Source organism: Chromobacterium rhizoryzae, assembly GCF_020544465.1.
In the GTDB taxonomy this organism is placed as follows: Bacteria; Pseudomonadota; Gammaproteobacteria; order Burkholderiales; family Chromobacteriaceae; genus Chromobacterium.
The window spans coordinates 2,095,259-2,107,489 of the sequence record NZ_CP066126.1 but is presented as its reverse complement, the minus strand read 5'-3'; the positions used below and the strand labels follow the sequence as shown (position 1 = coordinate 2,107,489).

The 12,231-nt window shown below is 63.3% G+C and carries 9 protein-coding genes; all 9 read right to left on the bottom strand.

The features are described from left to right. Positions 1–141: 141 nt before the first annotated feature. The 9 genes from JC616_RS09645 to JC616_RS09605 all read right to left on the bottom strand — a co-directional run bounded on the left by JC616_RS09645 (position 142) and on the right by JC616_RS09605 (position 12,223). Positions 142–1,176 (bottom strand): MBL fold metallo-hydrolase, encoded by a 1,035-nt coding sequence (locus tag JC616_RS09645; RefSeq protein ID WP_227107944.1) that lies wholly within the window; start codon positions 1,174–1,176, stop codon positions 142–144. A 108-nt stretch (positions 1,177–1,284) separates the two neighbouring features. Next, the gene (locus tag JC616_RS09640) at positions 1,285–2,124 is read right to left on the bottom strand and encodes an ABC transporter permease subunit (RefSeq protein WP_107799587.1); all 840 of its coding nucleotides are present in this window, start codon (positions 2,122–2,124) and stop codon (positions 1,285–1,287) included. Then, a complete protein-coding gene (locus JC616_RS09635; protein ID WP_227107942.1) occupies positions 2,121–3,029 on the bottom strand; it encodes an ABC transporter permease subunit in 909 nt (302 codons plus the stop codon). Before JC616_RS09635 ends, JC616_RS09640 begins: the two co-directional genes overlap by 4 nt. A 292-nt stretch (positions 3,030–3,321) precedes the next feature. Next, positions 3,322–4,416: a polyamine ABC transporter substrate-binding protein gene (locus JC616_RS09630; protein WP_107799589.1), complete on the bottom strand. Its 1,095-nt coding sequence runs from the start codon at positions 4,414–4,416 to the stop codon at positions 3,322–3,324. 742 nt (positions 4,417–5,158) lie between these two features. Next, complete coding sequence (gene trhP, locus JC616_RS09625) at positions 5,159–6,502, bottom strand: prephenate-dependent tRNA uridine(34) hydroxylase TrhP (protein ID WP_107799590.1); 1,344 nt, start codon at positions 6,500–6,502, stop codon at positions 5,159–5,161. Positions 6,503–6,534: 32 nt separating this feature from the next. Then, positions 6,535–6,954 (bottom strand): hypothetical protein, encoded by a 420-nt coding sequence (locus JC616_RS09620; protein ID WP_107799591.1) that lies wholly within the window; start codon positions 6,952–6,954, stop codon positions 6,535–6,537. 166 nt (positions 6,955–7,120) lie between these two features. After that, a complete protein-coding gene (locus tag JC616_RS09615; RefSeq protein ID WP_227107940.1) occupies positions 7,121–7,336 on the bottom strand; it encodes a hypothetical protein in 216 nt (71 codons plus the stop codon). Positions 7,337–7,368: 32 nt separating this feature from the next. After that, positions 7,369–8,202, bottom strand: coding sequence for a ferritin-like domain-containing protein (locus JC616_RS09610; protein ID WP_227107938.1), 834 nt, complete (start codon positions 8,200–8,202; stop codon positions 7,369–7,371). A 157-nt stretch (positions 8,203–8,359) separates the two neighbouring features. Continuing rightward, on the bottom strand, positions 8,360–12,223 hold the full coding sequence (locus JC616_RS09605; protein ID WP_227107936.1) for an ATP-binding protein: 3,864 nt from the start codon (positions 12,221–12,223) through the stop codon (positions 8,360–8,362). Positions 12,224–12,231 lie beyond the last annotated feature (8 nt).

The window sequence follows — 12,231 nt, the reverse complement described above, 5'->3', positions numbered from 1 at the left end:
CGAAAATTAGTCTTCGCTTCTGAAAAAAACTACTTGTTGATTGTATTCCCGCTTGCCATCAGGGGCAATGCTTGCAACCAAGCCGCGTCGGTAAAATAAGCCTCAAGCGGCGGCGTTTGGGATTTCCTGCCAAGATAGGGCTTAAAACCAGCGGGTTTCGCCCATGGCCGGCAGTTGGAACCTCGATGCGGGGATATTCCATTGCGCTAGCGCGGCGGCAAGATCGTCCTGTGGTTGGTCCAGCGGCTCGTCGGTCAGAATGAAGCTGCCCCAATGCACCGCCCAGGCGGCGCGCGCGCCGGTGTCCAGCAGAATGCGCACCGCCTCTTCCGGATTCACATGCTGAGGATGAAGAAACCAGCGCGGCTCGTAAGCGCCTATCGGCAGCAAGGCAAGGTCCACAGCGCCGATACGCTCGCCGATCAGCCGGAACAACGACTCCTGATAACCGGTGTCGCCCGGATACCAGAACTGAAGCCCGTCGCCGCGCACGGCGAAGCCGCCCCACAGCGCGCGGTTTTCATCGCCCATCATCCAGCGCTTGCTCCAATGATGAGCCGGCGTCAGTTCCGCCTCCACGCCGCCCAGACGGCAACGCTGCCACCAGTCCAACTCCTGAATCCGCGACGCCGGCACGCCGGCGCGCCGCAGGGTCGCGCCCACGCCCAGCGGCGCGGCGAACTGCGGACAGCCGGCCGGCTGGCGCGCCAGACTGCGCACGGTGTTGAAATCGAGATGATCGTAATGGTTGTGGGTGATCAGCACCAGATCGATGGCCGGCAGCTCCCGCAAAGCCATCGGCGGCGGCGACTGCCGCGCCGGCCCCGCCCACTGAAACGGAGAAGCGCGTTGCGACCAGATCGGGTCGATCAGAATATTCTTGCCGCACAGCTGGATGAAGCTGGTGGCGTGGGCGACCCAGGTCAGCGACGGCCGGTCCCGGTTGGCGTTCAGCACGGCCAGCTCCGGCGCCTGGCGCGGGATACGCTCCAGCCTGTGCGTCACCGCCGGCATGCGGCTGCGCTGCCACTCCCAGCGCAACACGTCGGCCAGGCTTGGTTGCCGAAACGGAAACAGATTGCGGTAGCCGTCCGCCTGATGATGCGGCTGCCGCGGGTCCGGCCGGTAGACGGGCAGCGGCCAGCGGTCTTGCAACCAGGACTTCAATCGCGACATGACGTCACCATACCGAAAGAATTCCGGCATTGTCGCCGATGAAAGAGGAAAACAAAAGACGGCCGGCGCCGCCGTCTCGCCGACGGCGCCGGCCCGCCTCCCCCGCGGTCAGCCTTGGGCGAAGGCCAGCTTCATTTCGCGCTCGCGCTTGCGTTCCGCCGCGCGCATATAGAAGTTGGCGGCGATGACGCCGACGGAGACGAAGAGAATGAACAAGGTGGCCAGCGCGTTCATTTCCGGGTTCAAGCCCAGCCTCACCCGCGAGAAGATCACCATGGGCAAGGTGGTGGAGCCGGGGCCGGACAGGAAGGCGGTCAGCACCAGATCGTCCAGCGACAGCGTGAACGACAGCAGCCAGCCGGAAATCAGCGCCTGGGAGATCAGCGGCAGCGTGATCACGAAGAACACCTTCAAAGGCCGCGCCCCCAGGTCCATCGCCGCCTCTTCCAGCGACAGATTGAGCTCCCTCACCCGCGACTGCACCACGATGGCGACATAGGACACGCACAACATCACATGACCGATCCAGATGGTGAACACCCCTCGGCCCTCCGGCCAGCCAAAAGCCTGCTCCATGGCGACGAAGAGCAGCAACAGCGAGATGCCCTGAATCACTTCCGGAATCACCAGCGGCGCGTTGACCATGCCGGCGAACAAGGGAAACATGCGGAAGCGGCCAAAACGCGCCAGCACGAAACCGGCCCAGGTGCCGATCACCACCGAGGCGGTGGCGGTCATCAGGGCGATCTTGACGCTGAGCCAGGCCGCGTTGATCAACTCCTCGTCCTCCAGCAGCGCGGCGTACCACTTGGTGGAGAACCCGGACCACACCGTCACCAGCTTGGATTCGTTGAAAGAGAACAGAATCAGCAGCGCGATGGGCAGATAGAGAAAGGCGTAGCCCAGGCCCAGCACCAGGAAGGACAGCGGCTTGTTCGGCTTGATCATTTCGCGGCCTCCATATTCTTGACCTGGTAGTGCTGGAACAGCGCCATCGGCACCAGCAACAGCAGCACCATCGCGCAAGTCACCGTCGCCGCCATCGGCCAGTCCATATTGTTGAAGAACTCGTCCCACATCACGCGGCCTATCATCAGCGTGTCGGAACCGCCCAGCAGCTCCGGAATCACGTACTCGCCCACCGCCGGAATGAACACCAGCAGGCTGCCGGCGATGATGCCGTTCTTGGACAGCGGCAAGGTCACCTGGACAAAGGCCTTCCACGGCTTGGCGCCCAGATCGTAGGCCGCCTCCAGCAAGCGCAGGTCCATTTTCACCAGATGGGCGTACAAGGGCATGATCATGAACGGCAGGTAGGAGAACACCATGCCGATATACACCGCCCAATTGGTGTGATACAGCCGCAGCGGCGTGTCGATCACGCCCAGCCACAACAGGAACTGATTAAGAAAGCCGTCGTTCTTCAAAATGCCGATCCAGGCGTAAACCCGGATCAGGTAAGAGGTCCAGAACGGCAGAATCACCAGCATCATCAGGGTGTCGCGCGCGCGGTCTGAAGCCCGGGCGATGTAATAAGCCATCGGATAGCCGATCAACAGACAGAGCAGCGTGGAAACGAAGGCCATCTTCACCGAACTGATATAGGTGGCGAAGTACAAGTCGTCGCTCAACATGAACTTGTAGTGACTGATGTTCAGCGCGATGGAGAAGACGTCGTCTTCCAGCTTGGTGAGCGGGGTGTAAGGCGGGATGCCCAGTTGCTGCTGCGAGAAACTGATGCCCACCACCAGCAGGAAGGGCAGCAGGAAAAACACGAACAGGAAGATGAACGGGATGCCGATGACGGTGGTCCGTCCGCTGGGCAACCATTGTTTTAATTTTAAATTTTTCATGTCAGCACCACGTGGCCGGCGCGTTCCGGCTTGGCTTGCATTGCTTGTTTTGCCGGCGGCCCCTCCCGTCTGACGCGGGCGGTGGCTGGGCGGCTTCCTCTTGATCTCTCCTCGGAGTCCGGTCCGGCCCGCTGCTCGCTAGGCCGGAAAGCCGGCTCCAGACCACCCACAGCCGACGGCTGGATGGCCCGGGACTATTCTCCACGCTGCGCCGGACGCGGCCGCCCGCGGGCCGCGCAGCGCGGGCCCGGGGTGGCGGATCGGCATGGGTTCGTCAGGTCCGGTCTTGCGCTCAATGACCGGTCTTAAGCTGTGTCCACAGCCGGTTTTGCAGGCGCATGATGTCCGCCGGCAAGGGCTTGAGCAGGAACAGCGTCTTCACCACCGCCTCCGGCGGATACACCGCCGGATCGTTGGCGATTTCCGGCTTCACGAATTTGCGCGCGGCGGCGTTGGCGGTGGGATAGAACACTTCATTGGTGATCGCGGCGTTGACTTCCGGCGACTGGATGTAATTGATCCATTTGTGCGCCGCCTCCGGATGCGGCGCGTCCTTGGGCACCACCATCACGTCGAACCAGAGCGGCGCGCCGCTCTTGGGGATCACATAAGCCAGCTGGTAAGGCCGCTTGGCCTCGCGGGCGCGGTGCTTGGCGATATTGATGTCGCCGGAGAAGCCCAGCGCCAGGCAGATGTCGCCGTTGGCCAGGTCGTTGATGTAGCCCGAGGAGTTGAACTGGGTGATGTAGGGCCGGATTTTCTTCAGCGCGGCGAAGGCGGCCTGGTAGTCGGCGGGGTTCTTGCTGTTCGGGTCCTTACCCAGATGGTGCAAGGCGACGGCGAACACGTCGTTGGCCTGGTCCAGCACCGACACGCCGCAGCCTTTCAGCTTGGACACGTATTTGGGATCGAACAGGATGTCCCAGCTGTCCAGCGGCGTATCCTTGCCCAGCGCCGCCTTGACCTTGTTCAGGTTATAGCCCAGCCCGTCGGTGCCGTAGGCCCAGGGCACGCCGTGGGCGTTGCCCGGGTCCGCGTCGACGATCTTGGCCATCAAGGCCTTGTCCAGATTGGCCAGATTGGGCAGCTTGGATTTGTCCAGCTTCTGATAGATGCCGGCCTCGATCTGCTTGGCCATGAAGTTGGACGTGGGCGCCACGACGTCGTAACCGGCGCGCCCGGTCAGCATCTTGGCCTGCAAGGTGTCGTCGCTGTCGTAAACGTCGTACTTGACCTTGATGCCGCTCTGTTTTTCAAACCCGGGGATGGTGGACTTGGCGATGTAGTCCGACCAGTTGTACACGTTCAGCGCCTTGTCTTCCGCCTGCGCGCCCATCGCGGGGAGCAGCAGCAGCGAACAACACAGATTGCGAACCAGCTTCTTCATGACAGGTTTCCTCAATGGAACGACCGCAGCCGGCGTAGGCGCGGCCTGACCGACGACAAGTTCAGCGCCGCCCTCCTCGCCCGTTGCCGGGCCATGACGCCGCTCCCTCTCCCTTGGCGGCGGAAGCCGCCCAAGGCCCAAGGCGATGCCTGCGCGCCGAAACGCCGTTGCCGGCGACTGCCGACGACACGCGCCGCATTGCCAACTTACACTGCATCGCGCGAGATTCCAGCTGTCCGTTCGCTACGATTTGTAAGAGCCGGCCCGCAAGCCGCCGCGCATCGGGATGAGGCGCGCGGCTCGCGAGCGCTCCCGAGATCGCGGACAACTTCCACGCGCCTGCTCCAAGCGACAAGGTGCCAAGGGTCATTACGGCCCGCGCGCCGTCGAAACGACGACGCGCGGACAAGGGAAACCTGTGCGGAAAACCGGCTGGCGCCGCCCCCAACAGGCTGCGGCCGGCCTCCATCGTCTCCTCTTCTTTCTCATCTCTCCGCGTCCAGCGTGTGTTTAATAAAATTCACACATCTATCTGTAACGCCATTACTTTTTAACCATGTTTTTAGAGCTGCGCAACTTTTATCGATGCTGCCGCGCAAAAAAATAAACACGATTACCACAGACTGTGCTCGTCACGTTAACTATGTTCAACATTCAACAGCCCGTTTCCCAAGCTGGCGGCCATGAAAAACGGGCGGCCGCAATGGCCGCCCGCTTAGGCGAAAATCCGCGTCGACGCGCTTCAGAACAACCGCGCCAGCAAGGCCTTTTCCTTGCCATGCATGCCGGGGATCTTGACCTGCATGCCGTTGCCGGCCGCCACTTCCACCGGCTGGTCCTTGCGCGTCATCTGCGCCAGCTCGATGATCTGATTGCCGCTGGGGTGGATCACTTCGATGCGATCGCCCACCGCGAAGCGGTTCTTCACCTCGATCAGCGCCCAGCCGTCGGCGTCCACCGACAGCACGTCGCCGACGTACTGGCTCTGCTTGGCCTTGGAATGACCGGTGAGGTAGTTCTGGTATTCCTGGGTCTGGTGACGCTCCAGGAAGCCCGGGGTGTAGCCGCGGTTGGCGAGGCCGTCCAGCTCGGCCAGCAGGCCGAGGTCGAACGGGCGGCCGGCCACGGCGTCGTCGATCGCCTTGCGGTAGACCTGAGCCGCGCGCGCCACGTAGTACAAGCTCTTGGTGCGGCCTTCGATCTTCAGCGAATCCACGCCGATTTTGGCCAGCTTCTCCACCTGCTCCACCGCGCGCAGGTCCTTGGAGTTCATGATGTAGGTGCCGTGCTCGTCTTCGATGATGGGCATCAGTTCGCCGGGACGGCTGCCTTCTTCGATCAGATAGGTCTTGTCCGCCAGCGGATGGCGCTCGGCGCCGCCGCAGGAGGCGAAACTCTGATTGGCCTCTTCCAGCGCCTTGTTGAAGTCGAACTGGATGGTCTGCACATCGCCGGCGTCGTCGCCCTGAGTGTCGTGCACCTTGTAATCCCAGCGGCAGGCGTTGGTACAGGTGCCCTGGTTCGGATCGCGGTGATTGAAGTAGCCGGACAGCAGGCAGCGGCCGGAGTAAGCGATGCACAGCGCGCCGTGCACGAAGACTTCCAGCTCGATGTCCGGGCATTGCTGGCGGATTTCGGCGATCTCGTCCAAGCTCAGTTCGCGCGACAGAATGATGCGCGACACGCCCAGCTTCTGCCAGAACTTGACGCCCATGTAATTGACGGTATTGGCCTGCACCGACAAATGGATGGGCACTTCCGGCCATTTTTCGCGCACCATCATGATCAGGCCGGGATCGGCCATGATCAGCGCGTCCGGCTTCATCGCGATCACCGGCTCCATATCGGCCATATAGGTCTTGATCTTGCTGTTGTGCGGCAAGAGGTTGCTGGCGACGAAGAACAGTTTGCCGCGCGCGTGGGCTTCGTCTATGCCCTGCTTCAGCTCTTCCAGCTTGAAGTCGTTGTTGCGGGCGCGCAGGCTGTAGCGCGGCTGGCCGGCGTAGACGGCGTCGGCGCCGAAGTCGTAGGCGGCGCGCATCTTGTCCAGCGTGCCGGCCGGCAACAGAAGTTCTGGTGCTTTCATTGTTTATTCTGTGGGTTCGTTGAGCGGTGGGCTCAGTGCAGCAGACAGGACATCGGCAGCGGCTCGCGGTCCGGCTCGACAAAGCCTTTGCGCGCCGAATCGTCGTCCAGGCGCTCTGAAGAATAGTGTTGCAGAATCACGGCGCGGGGGTCGGCCAGCATGTCCGGGCAGTGGCTGGCGAACGCCTCCCAATCGTCCAGCAACTGCGGCTGGCTGGCCATCCGGCTGTACAGAATCACCAGGATGGCCATGGTCAGGGTGTGGTGGTACTTCATCGCCGCGCCGTTCACCATGGCGAAACGGGACAGCGCGCGCGCGCAGCGGGCGGCGGCTTCCGGCGCCGGGTATTGGCGGCGGTAGGCCCAGGCGGCGTACAGGTGCGCGCGGTGGTTGAAGTCGGATGCAGGCAGCGCGTTGGTTTCCAATTGGCGCAGGAATGCCTGATGGTCCATGACTCGGTTTCTCCGAAAATTCCAAAAAGCAAAGGCTCCACCCAATGTGGAGCCCTGACCCTTATCGATACGGGGGCGATTATGCGCGGCCTGCCGGTGGCAGTCAAGTCCGCGCGCCGTCCGCAAGCAACACTTTAAGCCGCTGTTTTAAAAATCCTTTTCCGGTTTAAGGTCTTTTCGCCAATGCCAACAAAGCGCTGAACTGGCAGATCAGGGCCAGCAGCATCGCCAGCGGACACAGAATGGCCAGCAAGGGGCCGGGGCCGCCGTCCAGGCCGCGCCACAGCGCCGAGCTGAGCGCAAAGGCCAAGGTGCTGAGCAGCAGCACCGTCATGGCGAAGCGCCGCTGCCTTTGCATCTTCTTAAACAAATTCAATAGCATGTTTCATCGTTCCAGGTGAGGCCGCCGGCATTCTAGCCGGCTGGAGCTGTGTCGTCTTCGCACAAGGCGCGCAGCGCTTCCAGCTCCTTGGCTGAAAACCCCGCCCGCTCGCGGGCGGCCAGATTATAGGCCCCGCGGTAAAGCTGGACATCGTGGCGCCGCAGCAGTTCCTGAAAACAGGCCTCCGGCTCCAGCCCCCGCTGCCGGCACAGCCGGCCGAACCAGGCGTTGCCGATACGCACATGTCCCACTTCCTCGCGCAGGATGATGTCCAGCACCGCCACGCTCGCGTGATCGCCAATGCCGGCCAGCCGCCGCTGAATGCCCGGCGTCACGTCCAGGCCGCGCGCCTCCAGCACCCTGGGCACCAGGGCCATTCGCGCCAGCGGATCGTAATCGGTCTTGCAGCTCATCGCCCACAGGCCGTTGTGAGCGGGGAAATCGCCGTAGTCGTGGCCCAGCTCTCGCAGACGCCGCAGCAGAAGGGAGAAGTGGCGCGCTTCTTCCGCGGCGACTTGCAACCAGTCGCTGACGAAGGCGTCCGGCATCTCGCGGAAGCGCCAAGCGGCGTCCAGCGCCAGGTTGACCGCGTTGAATTCGATATGGGCGATGGCGTGGAGCAGCGCGGCGTGCCCCTGCCGGGAGGACAGGCTGCGCTTGGGCACCTTGGACGGATGGACCAGTTCCGGCAGCGGCGGCCGTCCGGCCTCCGGCAAAGGATAGGCCGGCGGCGCGTCCGCGCGGCGCGGCAACGCGTCTAAACGCCAGCCGTGCAAGACCGCCGTCGCCAGCGTCATCTTGCGCTCGACGTCGCCGCACAGCAGCGCCGCTTCCAACTGCGGGTAAAGAGATGTCGACTCGCTCATGGCCGGGTATTTTAGCCGATCTCGCCTCGCCTCAGAACCTGTTCAAAGTCTAGCGGCCTGCGACAAAGAAAGCGGTTTTGCTCATACGGCGCATGGGCATTTCAATGCCCGGCCCCCCCGCCGCGTCGTCGGCGCGCTGCGGACTTTGAACCGTACCTCAGGCCGGATTGGTTTCATTCTGCCTGGCCAGCCAGGCCTCGAACTCGGCCAGCGCGGCGTCGAAAGCCGGCATCAAGGCCGCCACCTGCTCCATCGCCTGGGCCTTGCCGGCCTTTTCCACCGCTTCGGCCGCCTCGCCCAAGGCCTTGATGCCCACCATGCGGCTGGCGCCCTTGACCCGGTGGGCGGCGAAGCTGACGCGGTCGCTGGAGCCTTCCTCGATGGCGCTGCGCAGTTCGGCCACGTCCTCGGCGTTGCCTTGCTGGAAGTCGCGCAGGATTTCCAACTCCACTTGCAGCTCGCCGTTGCTGTACACCTGCAGCACGGAGCGGTCCACCGGCCCGTCTTCCGGCCCGCCCTCAGGTTCGGCCGCGACGGGCGGCGCCGCCATTTTTGCCCCGGCCTCCGCCGTCGTCCACTTTTGCAGCGCGGCGGACAGCTCCGCAATCGACAGCGGCTTGGTCAGAAAATCGTCCATGCCGGCTTCCCGGGTCTTGTCCAACTCCTCCTTGGCGGCGTTGGCGGTGCAGGCGACGATGGGAATACGGCTTCCTTCCGCTTCCTCCTGTTCGCGCGCGCGCACCAGCCGCGCCAGCTGATAACCGTCTATGCCCGGCATATGGCAATCGGTCAGGATCATCGAGTAGCGGCCGGACTGCCATTTGGCGAAAGCCTGCTCGCCGTCCTCCGCCCATTCCGCCGCATAACCCAGCTTTTCCAGCTGCTTGAGGGTGAGCTTGCGGTTGGTGGGATTGTCCTCGGCGAACAAGATGGGCAGCGCGCTCCGCTCCGGCGACGGCGCCGCGGTTTCGACCTCCTCTTCGCGCGGCGTCTCCGCCGGCACGTGGACCTGGGGCAGGCTGACCGGGGCCACCACTTGTTCCGACCACTCCGCCTCCAGCAGCAAACGCGCGCAACTGCCCTGGCCCAGCTCGCTCTCCAGTTCCACATGACCGCCCATCAAGCCGGCCAGCCGCCGGCAGATGGCCAGGCCCAGGCCGGTGCCGCCAAACCGCCGGGTGGTGTCGGAGTCCGCCTGGGTGAAGGGCTGGAACAGCCTGGACAAGCTGTCCTCGGACATGCCGATGCCGCTGTCCTCCACCTCGAAGCTGAGCGACTGGTAATTGGCCATGGTGCTGAGCACCTTGACGCGTATGGTCACGCCGCCCTGAGCCGTGAACTTGATCGCGTTGCTGATGAAGTTCTGCAAAATCTGCCGGACGCGCAAGGGGTCCAGCACCAGCGTCGGCGCCAGTTGCTCATCCACTTCTAACTGGAAATCCAGCCCCTTTTTATAGGCGTTTTCCTGGTACAGGCTGCGGATGCTCTCCAGAAACGGCCGCGTCGCCGTCGGCGCGGTGACGATCTCCAGCTTGTCGGCCTCGATCTTGGAAAAATCCAGGATGTCGTCGATCAGCCGCAGCAGCGTGTGCGCGGAATCGTGTATTGTCGCCACCGCGTCCCGTTGCTCGCCGTCCAGCCGGGTCATGTTCAACAGTTCCAACATGCCCAGCACCCCGTTCATCGGCGTGCGGATCTCGTGGCTCATGGTGGCGAGGAAGGCGCTCTTGGCGCGGTTGGCGGCATTGGCCTGGTCCCGCGCCATGCGCAGTTCGAATTCGGCCATCTTGCGTTCCGTGATGTCCAGGCAAGCCAGGATCATCACGCCCTCCACCGTTTCCGTCGCCACCATCTGGCCTTCGAACAGGACCCAGATCGGGAGGCCCGCGCCGGTCAGGCATTCCAGTTCGCAGTGGATGCGGGTGCCCTGACGCATTTGCTGCAAGTGCTCGGTCAACTCTATCCAGCCTTGATCCGACGCCATCAGCTCCATCAAATGCATGCCCACCAGGCCGTAATCGCCGACGTCGAAAATCATCTCCGCCGTCTGGTTGGAGCGGGAAATCTGCAATTGCTCGTTCAGGCGCAGCAAACCCACCGGAGACGAGGCGAACACCGCCTCCTCCTCCTGCAACACGGTGCGCAACTGCGCCTCCGACACCTTGCGCCGCGCTTCCTCATCGTAAAAGCCCAGGATATTGGCGTAGGCGCCGATCAGCGGCTGCATGCCCACGCCCAGGCGGAACACGTCCGGCTGCTGCATGCACACCGCCGCGGCGACATCGCCGCCCAGCATCACCGGCAGGGAAATCCAGGTGGAGCGCTCGCTCAGCAGCTGGAACAATTGGCTGAGCGGAGCCGCCGCGTGGGTGACTTCCTGCAGCGACGGCAATTCCGGCGGCCAGCTGCCGGCCTGCAAACGCAGGGATTGCCCGCATTCGTCCAGCGGCGACCAGGCCACCAACAGGCATTCGCGGGCGCCGGTGTGATGGCAGAACACGCGGTGCAGCTCCTCGAACACCTTGTCGCGCGGCTCCCGCGCCAGCAGCATGCCCTCCACCACCGAAATCGCCGACAACAGTTCCACGCTGCGCTCCAGCGAGGTTTCGGCCTGCCGTCTCTGCTGCTCGTTGCGCACCGTCAGCATGCGCCAGCCGTGGTCTCGGCTATTGCTGAACTGGCTGAGCGAGATCGCCACGTAGAAGCGTTCGCCGTTGGCGGGCAAGCCTTCTCCGGCCAAGGCCACGGTTTCCTGGTCGTTCAAGGCCTGGGTCAGATGCGCGGCGCCGCCCGGCACCTCCAGCAAGCTATAGGCCGACATGCCGTGCAAGGCCGCTTGCGGATAGCCGAACATCTTGCCGGCCCCGGCGTTGGCGATTTCGATCCGACCGTTGCGATTGACGATCAACACCGCGTCGCCGGAGGCGTCCAGCATATGCTTCAGCGCGGACAGCGGCCGCAATACGCGGCGCACCATGTAGTACAGCAACACCAGCACCAGGCTCAGCGCCAGCACGCCGAACAAGCCGTCGCGCACCATGCGCAGCAGATAAGTACGCCGGCTTTCGTCAATGCGCTCGGCCGTCATCCGCTCCACCATGCCGAAGGTGCGCCGCAGCTCCTCATCCAGTTCCAGCAAGTTGACGCGGAAATTCGTGACCTGACGGAAAGACTGAACGCCGTCTATCTGTTCGTATTGCAGTTTGACGACCAGTTGCAGCTTCAGCGTCAAGGTGGTCAGATTGGTGAACGCGGCTTTCAAGGCGTCGTCGTGCACGCCCAGGATCACCGGGCGCAGCTGCTCCACCATGACCATGGCGGAGCTGAGCCGGAAGGCCAGATCGTCCTCGATGTCGCGGTTCATCCGGTGCCCCAGCTGCTCGCGCATGATCAGCGCCACCGCGTTGCCGCGCAATTGCCCGCCCAGCTGCCACAGGCTCTGCTTGATCATCATCAGGCTGTTGAGCGTGGGGTCGCCCTGACTGGCCAGCTGCGCCATGTCCGCGGCCAGGATGCCGCCGGCCTCGTTGCGCATCCGCGCGGTGGCCAGGTAGAGCAGATTGCTCAGCGATTCGTTCTGAAAATCCGGCTGGCTCAATATCTTTGTGGTTTCATCGCGCAGCACCTTGAAATCGTGGGCCAGATTACGCAGCCGCCCCTGGCTGGAGGCGTCCGCCCCGGTCATGACGGGAACCGACGCCAGCGCCACCACGAACTTGGCGTCGGTGTCGCGGGCAAGCTGCTTCAGTTCTTCCTGTTGTTGCGGCGTAGGCGGCGATTTTGCCGTCAGCAGCAGCCGCAGCTTGCTGCTCTCCAGGTTTTCCGCGCTGACCGCCTGATACAAGGCCGAGATGTCTCGATTGAGCTCGGCCACGTGCTGGGCTCTGCGATAGGAGTCCCAGGACTCGTCCAACAGACGCAAAATGGCCCCGGTCTGCAGCACGCCCAGCAATAAGACGATCAGGATCACCGCGCGGCGGATGGATTTGATGTGCTCCTGACGCGGCCTGGAAAACTTCATCGACGGCC

Bases quoted from the DNA above. Each gene is read 5' to 3' on its own strand.
- JC616_RS09645 (WP_227107944.1), bottom strand. From the start codon at position 1,176: ATGTCGCGATTGAAGTCCTGGTTGCAAGACCGCTGGCCGCTGCCCGTC.
- JC616_RS09640 (WP_107799587.1), bottom strand. From the start codon at position 2,124: ATGATCAAGCCGAACAAGCCGCTGTCCTTCCTGGTGCTGGGCCTGGGC.
- JC616_RS09635 (WP_227107942.1), bottom strand. From the start codon at position 3,029: ATGAAAAATTTAAAATTAAAACAATGGTTGCCCAGCGGACGGACCACC.
- JC616_RS09630 (WP_107799589.1), bottom strand. From the start codon at position 4,416: ATGAAGAAGCTGGTTCGCAATCTGTGTTGTTCGCTGCTGCTGCTCCCC.
- trhP (WP_107799590.1), bottom strand. From the start codon at position 6,502: ATGAAAGCACCAGAACTTCTGTTGCCGGCCGGCACGCTGGACAAGATG.
- JC616_RS09620 (WP_107799591.1), bottom strand. From the start codon at position 6,954: ATGGACCATCAGGCATTCCTGCGCCAATTGGAAACCAACGCGCTGCCT.
- JC616_RS09615 (WP_227107940.1), bottom strand. From the start codon at position 7,336: ATGCTATTGAATTTGTTTAAGAAGATGCAAAGGCAGCGGCGCTTCGCC.
- JC616_RS09610 (WP_227107938.1), bottom strand. From the start codon at position 8,202: ATGAGCGAGTCGACATCTCTTTACCCGCAGTTGGAAGCGGCGCTGCTG.
- JC616_RS09605 (WP_227107936.1), bottom strand. From the start codon at position 12,223: ATGAAGTTTTCCAGGCCGCGTCAGGAGCACATCAAATCCATCCGCCGC.